The 22,365-nt window shown below is 74.8% G+C and carries 19 protein-coding genes; 9 read left to right on the top strand and 10 right to left on the bottom strand.

The features are described 5' to 3' along the window. Nucleotides 1–67: 67 nt before the first annotated feature. The 3 genes from IHE55_RS05370 (at nucleotide 68) to IHE55_RS05360 (ending at nucleotide 4,684) form a co-directional block, all read left to right on the top strand. Nucleotides 68–1,564 (top strand): hypothetical protein, encoded by a 1,497-nt coding sequence (locus IHE55_RS05370; RefSeq protein WP_197987975.1) that lies wholly within the window; start codon nucleotides 68–70, stop codon nucleotides 1,562–1,564. A gap of 433 nt (nucleotides 1,565–1,997) precedes the next feature. After that, entirely contained in the window at nucleotides 1,998–3,446 is a 1,449-nt protein-coding gene (locus IHE55_RS05365) for an alkaline phosphatase PhoX (protein ID WP_197987974.1), read from the top strand. A gap of 110 nt (nucleotides 3,447–3,556) precedes the next feature. After that, nucleotides 3,557–4,684, top strand: coding sequence for an MsnO8 family LLM class oxidoreductase (locus tag IHE55_RS05360; protein WP_197987973.1), 1,128 nt, complete (start codon nucleotides 3,557–3,559; stop codon nucleotides 4,682–4,684). 134 nt (nucleotides 4,685–4,818) lie between these two features. Here IHE55_RS05360 and IHE55_RS30755 read toward each other — a convergent pair whose 3' ends face one another. Together IHE55_RS30755 and IHE55_RS30750 are read right to left on the bottom strand one after the other, a co-directional pair. After that, the gene (locus IHE55_RS30755; RefSeq protein ID WP_232265942.1) at nucleotides 4,819–5,313 is read right to left on the bottom strand and encodes a TerD family protein; all 495 of its coding nucleotides are present in this window, start codon (nucleotides 5,311–5,313) and stop codon (nucleotides 4,819–4,821) included. After that, nucleotides 5,310–5,993, bottom strand: coding sequence for a TerD family protein (locus tag IHE55_RS30750; RefSeq protein WP_307826525.1), 684 nt, complete (start codon nucleotides 5,991–5,993; stop codon nucleotides 5,310–5,312). The genes IHE55_RS30755 and IHE55_RS30750 overlap by 4 nt, the downstream gene beginning before the upstream one ends. A 674-nt stretch (nucleotides 5,994–6,667) precedes the next feature. On the opposite strand from IHE55_RS30750, the gene IHE55_RS05350 reads away from it, so the two are divergent. After that, complete coding sequence (locus IHE55_RS05350; protein WP_197987972.1) at nucleotides 6,668–7,543, top strand: right-handed parallel beta-helix repeat-containing protein; 876 nt, start codon at nucleotides 6,668–6,670, stop codon at nucleotides 7,541–7,543. Between the two features lie 187 nt (nucleotides 7,544–7,730). Beyond that, nucleotides 7,731–9,179, top strand: coding sequence for an NCS2 family permease (locus IHE55_RS05345; protein ID WP_197987971.1), 1,449 nt, complete (start codon nucleotides 7,731–7,733; stop codon nucleotides 9,177–9,179). Between the two features lie 111 nt (nucleotides 9,180–9,290). On the opposite strand, the gene IHE55_RS05340 is transcribed toward IHE55_RS05345, so the two are convergent. Beyond that, nucleotides 9,291–9,953 carry a class I SAM-dependent methyltransferase gene (locus IHE55_RS05340; RefSeq protein WP_197987970.1) on the bottom strand — a complete coding sequence of 221 codons (663 nt, stop codon included), beginning with the start codon at nucleotides 9,951–9,953 and terminating at the stop codon, nucleotides 9,291–9,293. A gap of 125 nt (nucleotides 9,954–10,078) precedes the next feature. Here IHE55_RS05340 and IHE55_RS05335 point away from each other — a divergent pair, with 125 nt between their 5' ends. Then, nucleotides 10,079–11,140, top strand: coding sequence for an aminotransferase class V-fold PLP-dependent enzyme (locus IHE55_RS05335; RefSeq protein WP_197987969.1), 1,062 nt, complete (start codon nucleotides 10,079–10,081; stop codon nucleotides 11,138–11,140). A 193-nt stretch (nucleotides 11,141–11,333) separates the two neighbouring features. Here IHE55_RS05335 and thpD read toward each other — a convergent pair whose 3' ends face one another. The 4 genes from thpD to ectA form a co-directional block, all read right to left on the bottom strand. Beyond that, nucleotides 11,334–12,221, bottom strand: a complete 888-nt coding sequence (gene thpD, locus IHE55_RS05330; protein WP_197987968.1) for an ectoine hydroxylase — start codon at nucleotides 12,219–12,221, stop codon at nucleotides 11,334–11,336. A 3-nt stretch (nucleotides 12,222–12,224) separates the two neighbouring features. Next, complete coding sequence (locus tag IHE55_RS05325; protein ID WP_197987967.1) at nucleotides 12,225–12,623, bottom strand: ectoine synthase; 399 nt, start codon at nucleotides 12,621–12,623, stop codon at nucleotides 12,225–12,227. An 81-nt stretch (nucleotides 12,624–12,704) separates the two neighbouring features. Next, entirely contained in the window at nucleotides 12,705–13,934 is a 1,230-nt protein-coding gene (ectB, locus tag IHE55_RS05320) for a diaminobutyrate--2-oxoglutarate transaminase (RefSeq protein ID WP_197987966.1), read from the bottom strand. Between the two features lie 169 nt (nucleotides 13,935–14,103). Continuing rightward, entirely contained in the window at nucleotides 14,104–14,712 is a 609-nt protein-coding gene (gene ectA / locus IHE55_RS05315) for a diaminobutyrate acetyltransferase (protein WP_197987965.1), read from the bottom strand. A 614-nt stretch (nucleotides 14,713–15,326) separates the two neighbouring features. Between ectA and IHE55_RS05310 the strand changes: the two genes are divergently transcribed. Together IHE55_RS05310 and IHE55_RS05305 are read left to right on the top strand one after the other, a co-directional pair. Further along, nucleotides 15,327–16,463, top strand: coding sequence for an amidohydrolase family protein (locus IHE55_RS05310; RefSeq protein ID WP_197987964.1), 1,137 nt, complete (start codon nucleotides 15,327–15,329; stop codon nucleotides 16,461–16,463). A 688-nt stretch (nucleotides 16,464–17,151) separates the two neighbouring features. Next, on the top strand, nucleotides 17,152–18,120 hold the full coding sequence (locus IHE55_RS05305; protein ID WP_307826524.1) for an SCO1860 family LAETG-anchored protein: 969 nt from the start codon (nucleotides 17,152–17,154) through the stop codon (nucleotides 18,118–18,120). A 274-nt stretch (nucleotides 18,121–18,394) separates the two neighbouring features. On the opposite strand, the gene IHE55_RS05300 is transcribed toward IHE55_RS05305, so the two are convergent. Then, complete coding sequence (locus IHE55_RS05300; protein ID WP_197987962.1) at nucleotides 18,395–18,790, bottom strand: DUF302 domain-containing protein; 396 nt, start codon at nucleotides 18,788–18,790, stop codon at nucleotides 18,395–18,397. Nucleotides 18,791–19,067: 277 nt separating this feature from the next. On the opposite strand from IHE55_RS05300, the gene IHE55_RS05295 reads away from it, so the two are divergent. Further along, nucleotides 19,068–20,432 carry an MBL fold metallo-hydrolase gene (locus tag IHE55_RS05295; protein ID WP_197987961.1) on the top strand — a complete coding sequence of 455 codons (1,365 nt, stop codon included), beginning with the start codon at nucleotides 19,068–19,070 and terminating at the stop codon, nucleotides 20,430–20,432. Between the two features lie 322 nt (nucleotides 20,433–20,754). On the opposite strand, the gene IHE55_RS05290 is transcribed toward IHE55_RS05295, so the two are convergent. Then, the gene (locus IHE55_RS05290) at nucleotides 20,755–21,033 is read right to left on the bottom strand and encodes a metal-sensitive transcriptional regulator (RefSeq protein WP_197991798.1); all 279 of its coding nucleotides are present in this window, start codon (nucleotides 21,031–21,033) and stop codon (nucleotides 20,755–20,757) included. A gap of 237 nt (nucleotides 21,034–21,270) precedes the next feature. Further along, nucleotides 21,271–22,317 (bottom strand): Rv2231c family histidinol phosphate aminotransferase CobC, encoded by a 1,047-nt coding sequence (gene cobC, locus IHE55_RS30745; RefSeq protein ID WP_232265936.1) that lies wholly within the window; start codon nucleotides 22,315–22,317, stop codon nucleotides 21,271–21,273. Nucleotides 22,318–22,365 lie beyond the last annotated feature (48 nt).

Here is a 22,365-nt window from a genome sequence, read left to right as displayed (position 1 = left end):
GGAGCACGGTGGCGGTCCGTCTACGCTTGGGTGCTGTCCGTCCACCTCCGCCGAGGAGATGTCCCTCATGTCCGCAGATCGCCTCACCATGCCGCCGGTGCGGCTGCACACCGACGCGGAGCTCGCGCGGGACGCCCTCGCCGCCCCCCTCCTGTCCCGCGCGGCGCGGCTGGCCCGCTGGGCCGGGCCGGGGAAGCGGGTCGGCCCCGGCGGTGAGCTGCTCGCCGACGACCTGGCGGCGGCCACCGCGCAGCTGGGCCTCGCCGAGGACACGGACGGACCGGCGTACGCCGCCGAGGCGTGGCAGCTGGCGCTCGACACCGGGCTGGTGGAGTTCACCGAGGACAGTGGGGCCGACGGCGCACCGGGCGCGGAGGCGTCGCCGGCGACCGGCGCCACCGGTCTGGCGACCCCCGGTGACCGGCTGGCCCTGCTGACCGGAGGCAGCCCGCGGGACGTGCTGGACATCTGGCTCGCCGGCCTGGAGACCGTACTGGCCGACGCCGCCATCCCCGACCTCGACGACCTCGCCGGGGCGCTGGGTCCGGACGGCGAGGTGGACCTGGACGCGCTGGGCTGGAACCCGGAGGACGAGGCCGACTTCCTCGACGGCGTCCTGGGCAACCTCTACCTGCTCACGGCCACGGACGAGGAGGCGGACCGGCGGCCGGTGCCGCTGCCCGCGCTGGCCGCCTCCGTGATCGTCCCGGAGGACATGGACGAGCCCAGCGACGACATCCTGGAGGAGGTCTCCGAGGCGATGATGCGCCTGGACGACCAATTCCGGCTGCTGGAGCCCACCGGCATCGTCGTCCACCATCCGCTGGACGAGCGGCTGCTGACGGACGACGACGAGGCCCCGGCCGCCACGGCCGGCGAGGGCGCCGACGAGATCGCGGCGGAGGACATCGCCCGCTACGGCATGGTCCGGCTCACCCCGCTCGGAGTCTTCGCGGTGCGCAACCGGCTGCTGGACGCCGGGGTGGACGCCCCGGCCGTCGGGGACCTGGCCGGCAAGGGCCCGGAGGTGCTGCTCGACGCCCTGCCCGGCTACCCCGAGCGGGCGGCCCGGGCCGAGGCGGAGGCCTGGCTCGCCCACCGCGCCCCCGAGGCCGCCGCGCGCGAACTCCTGGACGCCGCCCGGGGCGACGACGAGGCCGCGCCGCTGCGCCGGCTCGCCTGCCAGCAGACCCTGGCGCTGGTCGGGCCGGAGGCCGAACCCGCGCTCCGGGAGGTCCTCGGCGACCGGCACCTGGGCGGGCTGGCCCGCGTCTGGCTGGCCGAGCAGGGGGTGCCGGACGTGCCCGAACCCTCCCAGGACATGGTGTTCTGGCTGACCGTGGACACCCTCGCCGCCCAACTGGCGGCAGAGGGCGACTCGGCGGAGCTGCGCGACCTGGTGGAAGGGCTCGCCGGCACCTCGGAGGGGTTCTTCGAGACCGTCTGGCGGGTCGATCACCCGGCCACCGAGCAGGTGCTGGAGGCCATGGGCCGGCTGCACCCCGACAAGAAGGCCGCCAAGGCGGCCCGCAAGGCGGCGTTCAAGGCCCGGTCCCGCCACTGAGCCGGTGCCCCGTCCGGTGTTCTCCCGGCCGCCCGTCGCCCCCGCCGCCCCGTCCGGCTGCTGACTGCCGGCCGCCCGCCCGCCGTCCGGCTCCGGGGTGGCCGGAGCGCCGGCCGGGAGGATGCCCGGCCCGGTCCGGTGCCGCCGGGGCCGAGCCCCGCCGCGCACCCGGCACTCCGAGGCCCGACGGCCGTTTCCGGCCAGGCACCCGGGCTACGGGGCGGGCATCCTCCCGGCCGGCGCTCCGGACACCCCGGAGCCGGGGCGCGGACCGGGTGGCACCCCGGTGCGCCCGGGCGGGGCGGGGACACGGGCCGGCGGTACGACGGTGAGCGGCAGGGCCGACGTCGCATGCCGTTCAACTCCCGTTCGGGCCGACGGGGAACCGTATGGCCGCAGCCGTCGTGCAGATCCGGCCACTCAGGAGATGACCATGCCGCTCAGCCGTAGAGATTTCGCCAAGCACTCCGCGTACACCGGGGCCGGGGTGGCCCTCGCCGGCAGCGCCGGGGTGCTCGCCACCGCGCCCGGCGCGATCGCCGCCGGCCACGAGGGACCGTCGAACGCGCGCGGCGGCCACCCGATCGGCTACGGCGAACTCCTCCCGGACCCCGACGGCATCCTGGCGCTGCCGGCCGGCTTCCGCTACCGGATCGTGACCCGCACCGGCGTCACCACCCTGGAGTCCGGCGGGACCACCCCCTCCAACCACGACGGCACCGCCGCCTTCGCGGGCCCCCGCGGCACCACGCTGCTGGTCAACAACCACGAGCTGAAGGGCCCGCGGTCGAAGTGGCAGCACCCGGTGCCGCTGGTCGAGGGCCTGGTCTACGACCCGGCCGCGGCCGGCGGCTGCACCGTGGTGGAGGTCTCCAAGCACGGCGACCACGTCGCCGAGTGGGTCGGCATCGCCGGCACCTCCACCAACTGCGCGGGCGGCACCACCCCCTGGGGCACCTGGCTGACCTGCGAGGAGAACTCCGACCGGGCCGGGCAGAACGGCATGACCAAGGACCACGGCTACGTCTTCGAGGTCGACCCGCACGACCGCCGCGCCAACCTCGACCCCAGGCCCGTCAAGGCGCTCGGCCGCTACGACCACGAGGCGGTGGTGGTGGACCCCCGCCGCGGCCACCTCTACCTCACCGAGGACGCGTCCAACCCCAACGGGCTGCTCTACCGCTGGACCCCGCCGTCCGGCTTCGAGCACGGCCGCGGCCGGCTGCGCGGGCTCGCCGACGACGCGGGCGTGCTCCAGGCAGCCCGGTGCTTCGACTCCGGCGGCCGGTTCGTGGACGACCTCTCCCGGGCCACCCGTACCGGCACCGTCTACGGCGTGGACTGGGCGGACGTCCCGGACCGCGACGCCCGCACGGAGCCGGTGCGCAAGCAGTTCGGACCCGGCGAGGTCACCCGCGGCCGCAAGCTGGAGGGCATGTGGTGGGCCGACGGCGGCGCGTACATCGTCTCCAGCTACGCCCGCCAGGAGAGCCCGGGAGCGCAGCACGACGGCCAGGTCTGGTTCTACGACCCCAAGCGCCGCACCCTCACCCTCAAGGTGCTGCTCGGCGTCAACACCGACCCCGCGGCGGACGGCGCGCTGGACGGCCCGGACAACATCACCGTCTCCCCGTACGGCGGCCTGATCATCGCCGAGGACGGGGAGGGCGTGCAGCACCTGTTCGGCGCCACCGACGACGGCCGTACGTACCCGATCGCGCGCAACGAGCTGAACATCGGCACCGCCGAGGAACCGGAGTACAGCGAGTTCGCCGGGGTCGTCTTCTCCCCCGACGGCCGGACCCTGTACGCCAGCATCCAGACCCCCGGCATCATGGTCGCGATCACCGGGCCCTGGCGCCGCCACCACGCGCACCGCTGATCCGTACCGTCATCACCCGCGCGGCTGCCCCGCACCGGGGCCGCACCGCCGGGCCGACGGCCGCCGGGCGACGGGGAATCCCCGGCGCCCGGCGTTCTGTTGTCAGCAGTGTGACGTTCCCGCCCGCAGCCGGCATCCGGCTCTCCGTCCTGGACCGCTCCCGCATCCGCCGGGGGGAGGAGCCGGCCCGGGCGCTGCGCGACACGGTGCGGTTCGCGCGGCAGGTGGAGGCCCTGGGTTACCACCGGTTCTGGGTCGCCGAGCACCACGGGGTGCCCGGGGTGGCCGGCTCGGCGCCCACGGTGCTCGCCGCGGCGGTGGCGGCGGCCACCTCCGTCATCCGGGTCGGCACCGGCGGGGTGATGCTCCCCAACCACCGGCCGCTGGTGGTCGCCGAGCAGTTCGGGGTGCTGGAGTCGCTCCACCCGGGCCGGATCGACATGGGGCTGGGCCGCTCGGTCGGCTTCACCGACGGGGTCCGCCGCGCGCTGGGCCGGGACAAGGCGGCGGCGGACGACTTCGACGCCCAGCTCACCGAGCTGCTGGGCTACTTCACCGGCGACCGGACGGGCGGGCCGCGGGTGCGCGCCCGCCCCGCCGAGGGGCTGCGGCCACAGCCCTTCGTGCTCGCCACCGGTGCGGGGGCGCAGGTCGCGGCCGACCTCGGACTGCCGCTGGTGATCGGCGCGGTACGCGGTGAGGAGGCGATGCTGCGGGCGATCGACGGCTACCGGCGGGGGTTCCGCCCCTCCCACTGGGCCGAGCGGCCCTATGTGGTGGTCGCGGGGAACGTGGCGGTGGCCGCCACCGCCGAACGCGCCCGCGAGCTGCTGGTCCCCGAGGCGTGGTCGCTCGCCCACTCACGCGTCCACGGTGAGTTCCCGCCGCTGGTGCCGGCCGAGGAGATCGCCGCCCGGCCGATGGGCGACCGGGAGCGCGGGTACTTCGACGAGGCGCTGCGCGGCCATGTGTACGGCACCCCCGAGGAGGCCGCGACGGCCCTGGCCGCGCTGACCGCCCGCAGCGGCGCGGACGAGATCCTGGTGACCACCAGCAGCTACGACCGTGCGGCACTGCTGGAGTCCTACCGCGCGCTGGCCCGGCTCGCGGGCCTCCGGGCCCCGGCCGGGACCGCGCCGGACACCGGGACCGCGCCGGGCACCGGGACCGCGCCGGACACCGGGACCGCGCCGGACACCGGGGCATGGGCGGGCGCCGGGGCCACGCCGGTCAGCTGACCGGTGCCGGTACCGGGCCCGGCCAGGGGCTACGGGGGAGCGGCAGTGCGGCGGGGGCCGGGAGCCGGGGCGGCGGGGCGACCAAGGTCCGGTACCGGCCCGGCCGGCGTCCGCCGCCCCCCGGATCCCGTGGCCTAGAGGGCCTTGCCGCCCGGCTTGACCATGCCGCGCACGGTGCGCGAGTCCACGTACTCGCCCAGCGCGGTCATCTCCCACTCGCCGGAGAACTGCTTGATCATTTTGGCCATCAGCACCCCGGTGCGCGGTTCGGCGTGGGTGAGGTCGAAGCGGACCAGCTCCTGGCCACCGCCGTCCAGCAGCCGGCAGTACGCCTTGGCGACATCGGTGAACCGCTGGCCGGAGAAGGAGTTGACGGTGAAGACCAGCCCGGTGACCTGCGGGGGCAGGTCACCCAGGTGCACGGTGATCACCTCGTCGTCGCCACCGCCCTCGCCGGTGAGGTTGTCGCCGGAGTGCTGGATGGTGCCGCCGAGGATGCTGAGCTTGCCGAAGAAGCAGTTGTCGATCTTCTTCCGGTCCACCCCGTAGGCGATCACCGAGGCGTCCAGGTCGATGTCCTTGCCGCGGAAGGCGGGCTCCCAGCCGAGCCCCATCTTCACCGTGGTCAGCAGCGGCCGGCCGCCCTTGACCAGGGAGACGGTCTGGTTCTTCTGGAGGTTGACCCGCCCCTTGTCCAGGTTGATCTTGCCGGTGCCGGGCGCGGCGGCCGGGGCGGCGGGAGGCGCGGCCGGCGGCGGCGGGGGCCTGCACCGCGGCCGGCGGGGGAAGGTGCGCGGCGGGTCCGGCGGGCGGCGCAACGGGCGGGGCGGGGGGCCGGGGCGGCGGGCGCGGCCGGCTCCTCGATGGACACCCCGAAGTCGGTGGCGATGCCGGCCAGCCCGTTGGCGTACCCCTGGCCGACCGCGCGGACCTTCCAGGCGCCACCGCGCCGGTAGACCTCGACGACCACCAGCGCCGTCTCCGGCCCCAGCCGGGGCGGGGTGAAGGTGGCGATCACGGTGCCGTCGTCGGCGCCGCGCACCGTGGCGGTGGGCTCCGTGCCGGCGAACGTCGCGCCGGGCGCGTCCAGGGAGGCGGTCACCACGACCTTGTCGATGCCGGCCGGGATCGCCGCGGTGTCCACGGTGATGGTGTCGCCCCCGCCGGGGGCCGAGGCGGAGTGGGTGACGCCGGGGCCGGTGGGCTGGTTGTAGAAGACGAAGTCGTCGTCGGAGCGCACCTTGCCGTCGGCGGTGAGGAGCAGGCCCGACACGTCGAGCCGCACCGGGGCGGTGACGTCCACTGCCACGCGGGCGACGGGGAGCGGGAGATTCGAGCCGGGAGTCATAGCGGTCATGTCCCGGCTAACGAACGACCTCGATTTACGGTTCCTTGACCTGTTTCCGCCCCCCGCCCCCGGCCGGCCACGATGGCGGTGTCCGTCCGCCCGGCCCGCCCGGCCGACGAGGGCGTCCCCAGTGGTGCAGGGCGGCCGGTTTCCATCGGTGCGTTTCATCCGATGGGGTGTGAGATGCCCGCCGGGTGCCGACAGCGGCCGCGCACTCACTAACGTGCCCGTCCGTGACGAACCCGCTACACACCGTTCATCTGTCCGTCGTACGGACCACTCCCGGTGCGGCGCGGGGGGGCGTCGCGGGCGCCGGGTGCGCCGGGCGGCCCGCGTCCCGGTCCCCGCCGGGCCGCCGCCCCTGGCCCCCCGCGCCCGTCCCGCCCGCCCCCTCCCGTACCCTTCGCGCCGGCGCCGTCCGCGCCGCTCCGGGGCCCGCGCCGTGGGCCGTGCGGGGCGGCGCGCGGCGCACCGGAGGGTGGCCGGCCCGGTGCGGCCGGGATGCCGACACCTCGTCAACTCCTGTCAATACAGGGGAATCGGCCACGTGATCGACTCCGGTGCGTACCATGTCCACCCATGGAGTCCGCGAGCGCTCGGCGATCCTCGCCGCACCGACGGGAGCTGCTTCAGCCATGAGACGCCGCCGACGCTACCGTGGCCGCCACCGCAAGGACCGTACGCTGCCGCTGGGCACCCTGGTGATCGTCGCCTCGGCCGTGGCCGGGGTGTACCTCACCACCGCCCCCCGCGGGGCCAGCGCGGTGGACGCCACGGTCTACGTCTCCCCGGCCGGCAGCGACTCCGCCCCCGGCAGCCGCGGCGCCCCCTTCCGCACCCTGGAGAAGGCCCTGTCGGTCGCCGGCAAGGGCACCACCATCGAGGTGCGGGGCGGGACGTACCACCCCACCGAGCCACTGCGGGTCCGTACCGGCGGCACCCCGGGAAACCGTGTGGTGCTCAGGGCGTTCGGCGCCGAGAAGGTCACCGTGGACGGCTCCCGGCTGCCCGCCGGCGCCCCGCTGCTGGAGTTGCGCGCCGATTTCACGACGGTCTCCGGAATCGAGTTCCGGGACGCCCCGGACCAGGCCGTGGTCTGCACCTCGTGCACCGGAGTGGTGCTGGAGAACCTCCGCGCGCATTCCAACGGGGACAGCGGCCTGGTGCTGCGTGGCCCCGGTACGCGCGACAACGTGGTCCGTGATGTGGACGCGTTCGGAAACGGTGACCGGGCGGCGGACGGGCGGTCCGGCGACGGCATAGCGTTCACATCCGGGTCGGGCCGGGGCAATGTGGTCACCGGCGTCCGGGTGTTCGGCAACGCCGACGACGGACTGGATTTGCGAAACTGGCCGGACCCGGTCACGGTGGAGCACTCCTGGGCGGCCCGCAACGGCGACGCCGGGGCCGACCTGGGCGACTCGGCGGTCTCGCGGACCAACACCTGGGACGCGGGCGTGTCCGCACCGCCCGAGGGCCGGACCTCCGGCACCCACGCGCCGATGCGCTGACCGCCGGTCCCCCTCCCGGCGCGATTCCGGCATCGGGTGATGCCGTCACGGGCTCGGCGCGTCCGGTGTCAACTCCCCGTGCCGGTCGGAGTGATCTCGTAATGCACCGTAAACCTGAACGATGCGTCCGGCGAGCACAATCCAGCACATTCGTTCGCGTCGTGTTTGAGACAACGAGGAGCAGCGCGTGGCCAGACAGGTCATCGACAAGGCGGGAAACACCCCGCCGACAGCCGGCAGGAACGGGATAGACCGATTCTTCCGGATATCTGAGCGAGGATCAAATCTCGGCCGGGAGATACGTGGCGGCCTCGCCACCTTCTTCACCATGGCGTACATCCTCGTGCTCAACCCCATCATCCTGGGCAGCGCCGAGGACAAGTACGGGGACAAGCTCTCCGGCGTCGAACTGGCCACCGCCACCGCCCTGGTGGCCGCGGTGATGACGATCATCATGGGCGTCGCCGGAAACCTGCCGCTCGCCCTCGCGGCAGGTCTCGGGCTGAACGCCGTCGTCGCCTTCCAGATCGCCCCGAAGATGGCCTGGGACGACGCGATGGGCCTGGTGGTCCTCGAAGGCCTCATCATCTGCCTGCTGGTGGTCACCGGACTCCGCGAGGCGGTGATGCACGCCATCCCGCAGCCGCTCAAGCAGGCGATCAGCGTCGGCATCGGCCTGTTCATCGCCTTCATCGGCTTCATCGACGCCGGCTTCGTCACCCGGATCCCGGGCGAGACCGGATCGGTGCCGGTCCAGCTCGGTGCGGGCGGCGAGCTGGAGGGCTGGCCGATCCTGGTGTTCTGCGTCGGGGTGCTGCTGACCATCGCGCTGATGGCGCGCGGCCTCAAGGGCGCGATCCTCATCAGCATCGTGGTCACCACGGTGCTGGCGATCGTGATCAACGAGCTGGCCGACGTCAACCCGCTCTCCTGGGGCGTGACCGTCCCCGAGCTGCCGGACGACGTGGTGGCCTCGCCGGACTTCGGCCTGATCGGCGAGTTCGACCTGCTCGGCGCCTGGGACGAGGTCGGCGCGCTGACCCTGGTGCTCATCGTCTTCACGCTGATCCTGTCGGACTTCTTCGACACCATGGGCACCGTCGTCGGCGTCAGCAACGAGGCGGGACTCCTGGACGAGCAGGGCAAGGTCCCGAACCTGGGCCGGGTGCTGTTCATCGACAGCGTCGCCGCCGTCGCCGGCGGTGCCTCGTCCGCGTCCTCCAGCACCACCTACATCGAATCCGCCGCGGGCGTCGGTGAGGGCGCCCGGACCGGCTTCGCCAACATCATCACCGGCGGACTCTTCGCCGCGGCGCTCTTCCTGACGCCGCTGCTGACCGTGGTGCCGATGCAGGCCGCCGCGCCCGCGCTGATCGCCGTCGGCTTCCTGCTGATGAGCCAGGTGCGGCACATCGAGTGGGAGAAGTACGAGATCGCCATCCCGGCCTTCCTCACCATCGCCGTGATGCCGTTCACCTACTCCATCACCAACGGCATCGGCGCCGGCTTCGTGTCGTACGTGGTCCTCAAGACCGTGCTGGGCAAGGCCCGGGAGGTGCACTGGCTGCTGTGGGGCAGCGCGGCGCTCTTCGCGGCCTACTTCGCGATCCACCCGATCCGCGAGCTGCTCACCTGAGCCACCGGCTCCCTCCCCGGCCGGGCGGACCGCCCGGCCGGGGCCCGTACGCCGCGCCCGGGCACCTCGCCCCGCCGGGGTCCCCGGGCGCCCGTGCCCCGCACCGCCGGGTCAGGGGCGGTCCGGTCCCCGGCGCGCCACCAGCTGGAGCCGGGTGACGGTCCGGCCGTCGAGGGTGGGCACCGGGTCCCGGTGCTCCTCGGCCACCTCGAACCCCAGCGCGCCGAGCCGTTCGCGCAGCCGCGCCGGGTCCTGGTGGCGGAACACCCCGCCGTCGGGGATGCGGAAGGTCCCGTACACCTCCGCCCACGGGCGCGCCGCGCGGTAGCGGGCCCGGTGCTCCTCGTCGTCCTGGAGGGGCACGTCGCTGAGGTACAGCACCCCGCCGGGCCGCAGCAGCCGCGCCAGCTCCGCCAGCGTCCGGTCCTGGTCCCGCTCACCGGGCACACAGGTCAGCACGGCGAACAGCAGCGCCGCGTCGAACGCGCCGTCCGGGTACGGCAGCGGCGGCTCGGCCACGTGTTCCAGGGCCAGCCCCGGGTGCTCGGCGCGGCCCCGGGCCACCAGCGCCGCGGAGACGTCCACGCCCCGCACCCGGGACCAGCCGAGCGCGGCCAGGCGGGCCGTCAGCCGCCCGTAGCCGCAGCCGTAGTCCAGGACGCGCGCGTCGGGGGAGACGTACCGGGCCAGCAGTCCGGCATCGAGCGGATGGGTGAAGGTGTGTCCCGCGCCGGTGGTCTCCCAGTAGCGCCGCAGCCGTTCCGGGTCCGTCATACGATCACGCTACCCGGCGTGCGGGCCCCGGCACCCTCCCGGAACACCGTGCCCGGACCGCCGCGCCGGGGGCCGCCGGAGGGGCACCATGGACGCCGGGGCCCCGGCCGGACGATAGTGGCCCGATGAACAGCCTGTCCGGAGACGAGTTCACCCCCCGCACCACCTACCTCAACACCGCCGCCACCGGGCTGATCCCGGCCCGCTCGCTGGCCCCGCTGCGGGCCGCCCTGGACACCGCAGGCACCAGCGGCCAGTACGTGGACGAGGCGTTCGCCGCCGTGGAGGAGAGCCGCGAGCGCTACGCCCGGATCGTCGGCGTACCGGCCCGCCGGGTCGCGGCCGGCGGCTCGGTCGCGGTGTACGCCGGCCTGATCGCCACCTCGCTGCCGTCCGGTGCGGAGGTGCTGGTGGCCGACGGGGACTTCAGTTCCCTGGTCAACCCGTTCGCGGTCCGTGCCGACCTGCGGGTGCGGGTGGCCGCCCTGGAGGACCTGGCCGGCGCGGTGCGACCGGAGACCGAGCTGGTCGTGGTGAGTTCCGTGCAGTCGGCGGACGGACGGATCGCCGACCTCGGCGCCGTCACGGCGGCCGCCCGGGCGCACGGCGCCCGCACCCTGGTCGACCTCAGCCAGTCCGCCGGCTGGCTGCCGCTGAGCGCCGACGCCTTCGACTTCACCGTGGCGGTGGCCTACAAGTGGCTGCTCTGCCCGCGGGGCGTCGCCTTCCTCACCGTCCCGGAGGACCTCGGCGGGCTGACCCCGGTCTTCGCCGGGTGGGTGGCCGGCGAGGACCCCTGGCGCAGCACCTACGGCATCGTGGAGGAACTGGCCCGCTCCGCGCGCCGCTTCGACCTCAGCCCCGCCGCGCTGTCCTACGTCGCCGCGCCGCACTCGCTCGCCCTGATCGAGGAGATCGGGGTGGCGGCGGTCGCCGCGCACAACCGGGCCCTGGCGGACCGGTTCCGCGCCGGGGTGGCAGCGCTGGGCCACCCCAGCGTCTCCGCACCCGGGTCGGCGATCGTGTCGGTCCCCGGGCTGGGCCGGGCCGCGGCCCGGCTGGCCGAGGCGGAGGTGTACGTGTCGAACCGGGCGGGCAACCTGCGCGCCGCCTTCCACCTGTACAACTCGTCGGACCAGGTGGACCGGCTGCTGGAGGTGCTGGCCGGCGCGCCCGCCACGGCCTGACCGGCACCGGGCCAGCCGGCGGCCGGCACGTCCGCGGCCGGCCGCCGAGCACCCGCGGCCGGCCGCCGAGCGCCCGCGGGCGTACGACGGCGGTCGCCGGGCCGGGCCCGGCGACCGCCGAAGAGGACGGGGGAGGCACCGGCGACGCGTTCCGGCACCTCCCCCGGGCCGGCCCTCGCGGACCGGCCGTCGTTCACCGCACCGGGGTGAAGTCCCGCGCCCCGATGAACTCCGGGCGCCGGGCGGGCGCCGCGAACGGCTCCACCGCGGTGTTCTCCACACTGTTGAACACGATGAAGACGTTGCTGCGCGGGTACGGCGTGATGTTGTCGCCGGAGCCGTGCATGCAGTTGCAGTCGAACCAGGTGGCCGAGCCGGCCTTCCCGGTGAACAACCGGATGCCGTGCCGGTCGGCCAGTTCGGTGAGGGCCTGCGGCGAGGGCGTACCGGCCTGCTGCATCCGCAGCGACTGCTTGTAGTTGTCCGCCGGGGTCTCACCGGCGCAGCCCAGGAACGTGCGGTGCGACCCGGGCATGATCATCAGGCCGCCGTTGGTCGCGTAGTTCTCCGTCAGGGCGATCGAGACCGACACCGTGCGCATCCGGGGCAGACCGTCCTCGGCGTGCCAGGTCTCGAAGTCCGAGTGCCAGTAGAAGCCGCTCGCCCCGAAGCCGGGCTTGACGTTGACCCGCGACTGGTGGACGTAGACGTCGGAGCCGAGGATCTGCCGGGCGCGGCCGACCACCCGCGGATCGCGTACCAGCCCCGCGAAGACCTCGCTGATCCGGTGGACCTCGAACACCGACCGCACGTCCTGCGACTTCGGCTCGATGACGGAGCGCTCGTCGGCCCGGACGGCGGGGTCGGCGATCAGCCGGTCCAGCTCGGCCCGGTAGAGCGCCACCTCCTCGGGGGTGATCAGCTGGTCGATGGCGAGGAACCCGTCCCGGTCGTAGCCGCCCAGCTCGTCGGCGGTGAGGGGCCCGGACGTCCCGGGGGCGGACCAGACCACGGGGTCCTGGCGCGGGGTGAGCACCTCGGTGGCCCCTCGGGTGGGGTACAGGTCAGTGATCGTGGTCATCGCTCACACCTCCTCCGTCAGCAGCGGGTAGACGCCGTTCTCGTCGTGGTCCTCCCGTCCGGTGACGGGCGGGTTGAACACGCAGACACACCGGAAGTCCGTCCTCGGGCGCAGCGTGTGCCGCTCGTGCCCGTCGAGGAGGTACATGGTTCCGGGGGTGATGAGGTGCTTCTCGCCGGTCTCGTCGTTGGTCAGCTCCGCCTCGCCCTCGACGCACAGCACCGCCTCGATGTGGTTGGCGTACCACATGGAGGTCTCGGTGCCCGCGTAGAGGACGGTCTCGTGGAGGGAGAAGCCGACGCCCTCCCGGGCGAGCACGATGCGCTTGCTCTCCCAGGTGCCGGACTTGGCCTTGACGTGCCGGTCGGTGCCTTCGATGTCCTTGAAGGATCTGACGATCACGGTGTGTCGCTGCCTTTCTCGTGCGTGCGGGGGGATCGTTCGCGGGGCGGCGTGGGGACGCCCCGCGGCGGTGAAGGGGGGTCAGGCGGTCTCGCGGACCGCCCGGGCGAGGATGCGCAGGCCCTCGTCGAGTTCGTCGGGGGAGATGGTCAGCGCGGGCAGCAGCTTGACGACCTCGCCGACCGGTCCGGAGGTCTCCACCAGCAGCCCGAGTTCGAAGGCACGGGCGCAGACCGCCGAGGCGCGGGCGCGGTCGGCGAACTCCAGTCCCCACACCAGGCCCCGGCCGCGGTACCGGGCGCCGTGCCCGGCGCCCTCCTCGCAGATGGCGCTCAGGGCCTGCTCGACCTGCTCGCCGCGGGCCAGGGTCTGCTTCTCCATCTGACCGTCGGCCCAGTAGGTCTCCAGGGCGGCGGTGGCGGTGACGAAGGCGGGGTTGTTGCCGCGGAAGGTGCCGTTGTGCTCGCCCGGCTCCCACACGTCCAGCTCGGGGCGGAAGAGGGTGAGCGACATGGGCAGTCCGTAGCCGCCGATGGACTTGGAGAGGGTGACGATGTCCGGGACGATGCCGGCCTCCTCGAAGGAGAAGAACGGTCCGGTCCGGCCGCAGCCCATCTGGATGTCGTCGACGATCAGCAGCATGTCGTGGGTGCGGCACAGTTCGGAGAGCCGGCGCAGCCACTCCATCCGGGCCACGTTGATGCCGCCCTCGCCCTGCACGGTCTCGACGATGACGGCGGCGGGCCGGTTGAGACCGGAGCCCCGGTCCTCCAGCAGCCGCTCGAACCACAGGAAGTCCGGCACCTGCCCGTCGAGGTAGCCGTCGAACGGCATCGGGGTGCCGTGCACCAGCGGGATGCCGGCCCCGGCCCGCTTGAAGGCGTTGCCGGTCACGGCCAGCGCGCCCAGCGACATGCCGTGGAAGGCGTTGGTGAAGGACACCACGGCCTCACGGCCCTTGACCTTGCGGGCCAGCTTCAGCGCGGCCTCGACCGCGTTGGTGCCGGTGGGGCCGGGGAACATGACCTTGTACGGCAGGTCGCGCGGGCGCAGCACGTTGTTCTGGAAGGACTCCAGGAAGGCGCGCTTGGCGGTGGTGCTCATGTCCAGGCCGTGGGTGATGCCGTCGCGCTCGATGTAGTCGAGCAGGGCGCGTTTGAGGACCGGGTTGTTGTGGCCGTAGTTGAGGGCGCCGGCGCCGGCGAAGAAGTCCAGGTAGGCGTGGCCGTCCTCGTCGTACAGATGGCTGCCCCGGGCGCGGTCGAAGACGACGGGCCAGCCGCGGCAGTAGCTGCGCACCTCCGACTCCACCGCTTCGAAGACGCTGAGCGGGGAGCCGGCGGGGCCGTGGCAGGAGCGGTCGGAGCGATCGGGGGGCGGCGGTGGGGGAGGGGGTTGGGCGGCGCGATGGTCACAGCATTCTCCTGGGAGACGAGTGGCGGGGGGTGGTGTTCGTTTCCGGGCGCGGCGGCCCGGGCCGTCAGGTGCGGACCGCGCGGCGGGCCGGGGCCCGTTCCCCGGACGCCCCGAGGTGGTCGCCCCGGTGCGTGAGGGGGCCGATGCGGTACAGCACTTCCGGCTCGTGGGCGCCGTCCGGGAACAGGCTGCCGTGGAACAGCACCTCGCGTTCGACATCCGCGCCATGCCGCTGTGCAAACGAGGTGAACAGCCGGTGGGAGGCCGTGTTGTCGGGTGTGATGGTGGTCTCGACCCCGTGGATGCCGGCCGTCGCGGCGACGCGTGCGGTCAGCCCGTCCAGCAGTGCGCCGGCCAGGCCCCGCCCGCGGTGGGCGTGGTCCACCGCGACCTGCCACACCACCAGGACGCCGGGGCGCTGCGGGCGGATGTAGCCGGTGACGAAGCCGACGGCGGTGCCGTCGGCATCGCGTGCCACGACCGAGGTGGCGGCGAAGTCGCGGCACCACAGCAGGTAGCTGTACGACGAGTTGAGGTCCAGGACGCGGGAGTCGCGGGCGATGCGCCAGATCGCGGCTCCGTCCTCGACGCCAGGGCTGTCGAGGCGCAGTCCCTCGGGCATTTCCGTGAATTCGTCATGGGCACGTGCACGTTCTGCTTGTGCGGGGGTCATGGAAATTCAACTTACCCAGCGAGAACTGAAAATGCATGGAGCTGAGGGGTTACGTGGCGCGCTGTCGCGTGCTATCGCGCGGGGACGCGCGTGCGCGCAAGGAGGCCGGAACAACGGGGTGTTTTACCGGCTTAATCCCGGGCAAACCGGGCGGCGTTCGTGGGTTTGTCACAGATGTATAACGGTGGCACGCAGTGCCGGACGCGCCTGCGGAGGGCTCGCCGAATGGGGGCGTTTAGGGCCCGGGAAACCGGGCAGGAGAAAACGGGGACCTGCGCTCGGAAAGCACGCGAAAATGGTGTGGAAATAGTGTGTGGAAAGGGCTGCGGAAGGTGAACCCGATAATCACCGGGAATGGATTCCGAAATGGTGGTCGGCGGGCCCTTCCGGGGTGACCGCGCCGGCGCGGGTCCCGCGGAGCCCGGCGGTCGGCGGCCTGCCCCGCGGCAGTGCCGGTGCCGGCGCCCGGCCCCCGCCGCACCGGCCGCGCGCACCGACGCCCCCGCCTCCCGCCGGCGGGCTCACCGGGGTGCGGGAGCACCCGCCGCGTGCCGGCGCCCGCCCACCCCCGCTCGGGTGTACCGGGCACCGGCCGCTCCTCGTACAGTGCGGGCATGAGCGAGAGCGCGGTGCTGCACATCAAGGGTCGGGTGCTGGTCGGACCGGGGTCCGGCGCGGCGGGCGGGGACGCCGGGGACGCCGGGGAAGCGGTCCGGGACGAGCTGTGGGTGATCGACGGCAAGATCTCCTACGACCGCCCGACCGGGGCGGCCGCGCGGGACGTCACGGTGATCGAGGGCTGGGCGCTGCCCGGGCTGGTGGACGCCCACTGCCATGTCGGGCTCGACGCGCACGGCCCGGTCGAGGACGCGGTGAGCGAGAGCCAGGCGCTGCGCGAGCGGGAGGCCGGCGCGCTGCTGCTCCGGGACGCCGGCTCGCCCTCCGACACCCGCTGGATCGACGAGCGGGAGGATCTGCCGCGCATCATCCGGGCGGGCCGTCACATCGCCCGCACCAAGCGGTACATCCGCAACTACGCGCACGAGATCGAGCCCGAGGACCTGGTCGCCTACGTCGCCCGGGAGGCCCGGCGCGGTGACGGCTGGGTCAAGCTGGTCGGCGACTGGATCGACCGGGACAGCGGCGACCTGGCGGCCTGCTGGCCCCCCGGCGAGGTGGCCGCCGCCATCGCCGAGGCGCACCGGCTCGGCGCCCGGGTGACCGCCCACTGCTTCGCCGAGGAGACCCTCGCGCCGCTGGTGGAGGCCGGGATCGACTGCGTGGAGCACGCCACCGGCCTCACCGAGGAGACCATCCCGCTCTTCGCCGAGCGGCAGGTGGCCATCGTCCCCACCCTGGTCAACATCGCCACCTTCCCGCAGCTGGCGGCGGGCGGCGAGAAGAAGTTCCCCCGCTGGGCGGACCACATGCGGCGGCTGCACGCCCGCCGTCACGACACCGTGCGCGCCGCCTACGACGCCGGGGTGCCGGTCTTCGCGGGCACCGACGCCGGCGGCTCGCTCGCCCACGGGCTGATCGCCGAGGAGGTGGCCGAGCTGACCCGCGCCGGGATACCCGCGGTGGACGCGGTGTCCGCCGCCACCTGGGCCGCCCGCGCCTGGCTCGGCCGTCCCGGACTGGAGGAGGGCGCCCCGGCGGACCTCGTGGTCTACGAGTCCGACCCCCGGGCGGACGTCCGGGTGCTCGCGGCGCCCCGGCGGGTGGTGCTGCGCGGCCGGGTGGTGCGCTGACCCTGCGTCGCGACGATCACCGCGGCGCCACGGTGATCGTGCGCCGGTGCCGGGCCGGTCGGGCCCGGGGTGCGCCGGTGCCGGGTTGATCCGGCGCGGTGCGGGTGCCCCGGGGGCCGGTGCGCGGGCGGGGCCGTCGGGTGTGGCGTGACGGTGGGGCGCGGCCGTGTGTGTCCGGCACGGGCCCGCCGCCCGGGCCCGGCGGTTGCGGGGCAGTCCTGGGCGGGAGCGTCGTGCGGATCGCGGATCGCGGATCGCGGATCGCGGATCGCGGATCGCAGGTCGGGGGTCGCGGTCGGGGGCGGTGCCGGCGTGGTTGTGGGGTCACCGGAATCCGGGGCTATCGGTCCCGGAACCGCCACCGGACCGGGGTGCGGGCGGCACGGGACCGGCGCCGCAAACCGGCACCGGAACCCGGGGCGATCGGTTCCGGAACCCCCGTCGGAACCGTGACCCGAACCCGCGCCGGTGCCGGCCGGAACCGGCACCGGAATCGAATAGAGCGGCGACGGCCACCCGATGGTGTGAACTCACCCCGGGTGGCTGTCCGTTCACCGTCGGTACGCAAATATGGCCGGGGTCGAAGCCGTCGGCGCCCGTGCTGTCCCCGGTGACGCTGAACCGACGGCACCCGTTTCTCTGTGGGGGTTCCACACACGTGTCCCGTTCCACCAGTCCCGTCCTCGGCGTGCCCGCACGCCGTCTCGCCGCCGCCGCGGCCGTCACCGCCACCACCGTGCTGCTCGGCGCGGCGCCGGCCCACGCCACCGGCTCGCGGGACACCGCGGCCGGCTCCGGTACGGCCGGCAAGGCCGACGCCGTGGTGCTCCGTACCGCGCTCGACGTGTCGCTGCTCGACAAGACGGCGCAGGTGCCGGTGAACCTCGCACTGAACGAGGTCTCCGCGCCCGCCGCTGCGCACCGCACCCTGCTCACCACCACGCTGACGGGCGTCGAGGGCGGCAAGCCCGTCCAGGTGCTCCGCGCCGACGTGGCCACCGCGAAGGCCACCGCGGACCGGAAGCGGGCCGAGGGGTACACCAACCTGGTGCGGGCCCGGGTGCACCTGCCCGGCCTGCCGGCCCGTCCCCTGGTGGAGCTGGAGCAGGTCACCGCCAAGGCGGTGTGCGAGGCGGGCAAGCGCCCGTACGCCGAGACCAACCCGCTGGGCGACGTCTTCGTGCTGGGGCAGAAGGTCGCCCTGAGCGCCACCGGGACCACCACGGTCACCGTGCCCGCCGTCGGGGAGGTCCGGCTGGACCTCTCCCGCACCGCCACCACCTCGCGCACGGCGGCGGCCACCGCCCTCGGCCTGAGGGTCTCCGTCGATCCGCTCGCGCTCGGGGTGGCCAAGGTCGACGGCCAGGTCACCCTCGCCGCCGCCAACTGCACGGCGCCCGCCGCCGCGAAGCCGGGCGGGGCGCAGCCGCCGGCCGAGAAGCCCGCCGCGGAGCAGCCGGGCCCGGCGGCGCCGGCGGAGGAGGGCCCCAAGCCGCAGGGTGGCACCGGCACCCGGCCGGAGAACCTCGCCGAGACCGGCGGCAGCTCCAGCACGCCGTACGTCGCCGGAGGTGCCGCCGCGCTGGTCGCGGTGGGCGCCGGGGCGCTGGTGTGGGCCCGCAGGCGGCGTATCGCGGCCGCGCGCAACCAGGTCTGACCCGGGCGCGCACCGGCCCGGGCCACCACCCGGCGCCGGTGCGCACCAACCGGTCGGGTGCGCGTCAACCCGTCCGGTACGAGCCGGCCCGTCGGGTGCGCGCCGACCCGGGGTGCGCGTCACCCCGTCCGGCCGCGTCGCCCGTCGGGTGCGCGTCACCCCGTCCGATCGCGTCGCCCGTCGGGTGCGCGCCGCCCGCCCGGTCGAGGCCGCCACGGCGCCCGGCGTCCGGCGGGCGGCGCACAGCGGTGAGCCGCCGGGGCGCCGGCGTCCGTCAAGGCGCGGCCAGGGCGCCGAGGGCGGCGTCGAGGCGGGCGGTGGCTTCCTCCGCGACGGGGGCGAGCGCCGCCACGCCGCTGAGGGTGACCATGGTCCCCGGGTCGAGGGCCTGGGCGAGGATGTGGGCGCCGTCGCGGCGGACCACGACGTTGCAGGGCAGCAGCAGGCCGACGGAGCGGTCCGCCTCCAGGGCCCGGCGGGCCAGCGGCGGGTTGCAGGCGCCCAGGATCAGGTACTCCTCCATCTCGTGCCCCAGCTTGGCCCTCAGGGTGGCCGCCACATCGATCTCGGTGAGGACGCCGAAGCCCTGGTCCGCCAGGGCCCGGCGGACCGCGGTGACCGCGGCGTCGAAGTCGGTGGTGGGCAGGTGGACGGTGCGGTCGTAGGCCACGGCCGTGCTCCCTCGGTGCGCGGAACTGCGGATTCCCCGAGGTCCGCCGGGTACCCGTGACGGGAGGGGCCACCCCCCGACCGGGGCCGGTGGTCTGACCGGGCGGTGGCCGGGGCCGGGGCGGGCGGCGGCACCGGGTCGCGGCGGGGCGGGACGAAGGCCCGAGACGGCCCCCGGGGTGCGGCGGGCATCTGGAATACCCCTAGGGGTATTACTGTTCAGAGGGGACAGAAGATACCCCCTGGGGGTACACCGTCTCGTGAAGGGAGCCGCAACCGTGTTCTTCGTCGACACGCTGGAGACCGAGGGCCTGGGCAACCGCAGCTATCTGGCCGGTGGCGCCGGCGGCGCGGTGGTCATCGACCCGCCCCGTGACATCGACCGGGTGATCGCCGCCGCGGCCCGGCGCGGGGTGCGCATCGGGTACGTGGCGGAGACCCATGTGCACAACGACTACCTCAGCGGCGGCCCGGAGCTGGCCCGGATCACCGGCGCACGTCACCTGGTGCCGGCCGCCGCCGAGGTGTCCTTCGCCCGCACCCCGGTCGCCGACGGCGACACGGTCACGGTGGACGAAGGGCTGGTGCTGCGGGCGATCGCCACCCCGGGACACACCCCGCACCACACCTCCTACGTCCTGGAGGACGGCGGGCGCGCGGCGGCCGCGTTCACCGGCGGATCGCTGCTGATCGGCACGGTGGGCCGCCCCGACCTGGTCGAGCCGCGGCTGACCGAGCGGCTGGCCCGTGCCCAGTACGCCTCCGCCCACCGGCTCGCCGACGAGCTGGACGACGAGGTGCCGGTGCTGCCCACCCACGGTTTCGGCAGCTTCTGCTCCTCCTCGCAGGCCGAGGGGGACGCGACCACGATCGGCAAGGAGCGCGCCTCCAACGACGCGCTCACGCTGGACGCGGACACCTTCGTCGAGCGGGTGCTGGCCGGACTGGACGACATACCCGCCTACTACGCGCACATGGGCCCGGCCAACGCCGCCGGCCCCGCGCCGGTCGACCTGACCCCGCCCGAGCCCGCCGACGCCGAGCAGATCGCCCGGCGGCTGGCCGCGGGGGAGTGGGTGGTGGACCTGCGCAACCGGGTCGCCATCGCCGAGCGGCACGTGGCCGGTTCGTTCAACTTCGAGGGCGAGGGGCAGCTCGCCACGTATCTGGCCTGGCTGATGCCGTGGGGCAAGCCGGTCACGCTGCTCGCCGACACCCCGGAGCGGATCGCGGACGCGCAGCGCGAACTGGTCCGGGTGGGCATCGACCGCCCGGTCGCCGCCGCCACCGGGGATCCGGACGGCTGGCTCCGCGAGGGGGAGGAGCCGGCCTCGTTCCCCCGCGCGACCTTCGCCGACCTGGCCCGGGCGCGGGCGGACGGGGAGCGGATCGTGGTGCTCGACGTGCGCCGCGACTCCGAACGCGCCGCGGGGCATGTCGAGGGCTCGGTGCACCTTCCGGTCCACCAGCTGCACGGCCGCCTCGGTGAGGTCCCCGAGGGCACGGTGTGGGTGCACTGCGCGGGTGGCATGCGCGCGGCGATCGCGGCCTCCCTGCTGGACGCCGCCGGACGGGACGTGGTCGCGGTCGACGACGGCTTCGAGGCCGCCGTCGAAGCGGGGCTGACCGTCACCGCCCCCTGACAACGCCGGTCGGCGGTGGTCGGCGGCGGGGCGGGCGGTGCCGGCGGCCGCTATTCCGGGCCGGGCCCGCTGTGCCGCCGCGCGCCCGGTCCCGTCGGCCGCGCGCACCGCGGCTCGTCCCACGGGCAGCGGTGTGGCCGAGGTCGCGGCGGCGTGGCCGAGGTCGCGGCGGGTGCCGGCCCGCCGGGGCGGATGCGCCGGCCCGGCCGGGACGGTGAGGCGTGCGGCCCCGGGCGAGGCGGTGACGCGCACCGGCCCCGGTGCCGGAACCGGCCAAGCGCCGAGCCGGGCCGGCCGGGTGCGCGGGGCCGGCCGGGGCGGCTCAGGCGAGGGAGAGGAACAGCTTCTCCAGCCGGGCACGCATCTGGTCCCGGTCCGCGGGGGCCTGCCCGCCCTCGGCCATGCAGTGCTGGAGCCCGGTGGCTATGATCGCGAACCCGGCCCGGTCGAGAGCCCGGGAGACCGCGGCGAGCTGGGTGATCACATCCTCACAGTCCCGGCCTTCCTCGATCATCTTGATGATCCCCGCGATCTGCCCCTGCGCCCGCCGCAGCCGGTTGAGCACACTCTTCAGCTCATCGGCCGCCATCTCCAGCTCCACGCGTCCTCCTCCGCTCATACCCCCACGGGTATTCTACGGGTGATGCGTACCGTCCCGGCCCAGCGGGGACGTGGCCGGCCCCACAGGAGCCGGCCACCGGCCGTGACCACCGGCCGTGACCACCGGCCGTGACCACCGGCCGTGACCACCGGAAGTGACCACCGGCCGTGACCGGCGGACCCCGCCATGGGGACGGGCCTCCGCCGGGCCGCCGGTCGCCGTGGTCCCGGTCAGGGGCTACCGGTCCCCGTCCGGGCCGAGGGTCCTGAGCACCTTCTCCAGGGCCGCCGCGAACCGGTCGGTGGTGTCCCGGTCCCGTACCGCCAGCCGCAGCCACTGCGGGCCCAGCCCGGGGAAGGTGTCGCCGCGCCGCACGGCGAACCCGTGGTCGCGCAGCCGGGCCCGTACCGCCGCCGCATGCGGGTGCCGGATCAGCAGAAAGGGCCCGGCGGCCGGGCCGTGCACCCGGATCCCCGCGAACCGGTCGAGCCGGGCCGCCAGATGGGCCCGGTCGGCGGCGACGCGGACGGCGACCCGCTCCGCCTCCGCGAGCGCCGCCGGTTCGCAGCACGCCTCGGCCGCCACCAGCGCGGGGGTGGACACCGGCCACAGCGGCCGGCCGTGCTCCAGCGCCGCGACCGTCTCCGGGGCGGCCAGCACGTACCCGACGCGCAGTCCCGCCAGCCCCCAGGTCTTGGTGAGGCTGCGCAGCACGACCAGCCCCGGCAGATCGGTCCGGCCGGCCAGCGACCCGGGCTCGCCGGGCACCGCGTCCATGAACGCCTCGTCCACCACCAGCGTGCGCCCGGGCCGGGCCAGCGCGGCGATGTCCTCGGCCGGGTGGAGCACCGAGGTGGGGTTGGTCGGGTTGCCGATCACCACCAGATCGGCGTCCTCGGGCACCTGTCCGGGCCGCAGCCGGAAGCCGTCGCTCTCGTCCAGCAGCACCCGCCCGACCGGGCGCCCGGCGTCGCGCAGCGCCGCCTCCGGTTCGGTGAACTGCGGATGCACCACGACCGGCCGCCGGGCCGGGATCGCCCGGGCCAGCAGCACGAACGCCTCCGCCGCGCCCGCGGTCAGCAGCACCCGGTCGTCGGGCAGCCCGTGCCGGGCGGCCACCGCCCGCCGCGCGGCCCGCCCGTCCGGGTAGGCGGCCAGCCCGTCCAGGCTGGCCGCGATCCGCTCCTTCAGCCAGCCGGGCGGGGTGCCGCCGCGGACGTTGACCGCCAGGTCGGTCAGCCCGGCGCCCCCGTCCCGTACCTCCGCGTCGCCGTGGTGCCGCAGTCGGGCCGGGTCGAAGCCGGCGGTCCCGGCGGGCCCGGCCGGCGCCGG

Origin of the sequence: Streptomyces pactum, from assembly GCF_016031615.1 — a bacterium.
GTDB classification, from domain to species: Bacteria; Actinomycetota; Actinomycetes; order Streptomycetales; family Streptomycetaceae; genus Streptomyces; species Streptomyces pactus.
Note: the sequence above shows the minus strand (reverse complement) of the source record. Positions and strands in the feature narration are given on the sequence as shown.

What these genes read in the sequence shown, in the direction of transcription:
- IHE55_RS05335 (WP_197987969.1), top strand. Translation starts at nt 10,079, where the DNA reads ATGAACAGCCTGTCCGGAGACGAGTTCACCCCCCGCACCACCTACCTC.
- IHE55_RS05350 (WP_197987972.1), top strand. Translation starts at nt 6,668, where the DNA reads ATGAGACGCCGCCGACGCTACCGTGGCCGCCACCGCAAGGACCGTACG.
- IHE55_RS05310 (WP_197987964.1), top strand. Translation starts at nt 15,327, where the DNA reads ATGAGCGAGAGCGCGGTGCTGCACATCAAGGGTCGGGTGCTGGTCGGA.
- thpD (WP_197987968.1), bottom strand. Translation starts at nt 12,221, where the DNA reads ATGACCACGATCACTGACCTGTACCCCACCCGAGGGGCCACCGAGGTG.
- ectA (WP_197987965.1), bottom strand. Translation starts at nt 14,712, where the DNA reads ATGACCCCCGCACAAGCAGAACGTGCACGTGCCCATGACGAATTCACG.
- IHE55_RS05370 (WP_197987975.1), top strand. Translation starts at nt 68, where the DNA reads ATGTCCGCAGATCGCCTCACCATGCCGCCGGTGCGGCTGCACACCGAC.
- IHE55_RS05340 (WP_197987970.1), bottom strand. Translation starts at nt 9,953, where the DNA reads ATGACGGACCCGGAACGGCTGCGGCGCTACTGGGAGACCACCGGCGCG.
- IHE55_RS05365 (WP_197987974.1), top strand. Translation starts at nt 1,998, where the DNA reads ATGCCGCTCAGCCGTAGAGATTTCGCCAAGCACTCCGCGTACACCGGG.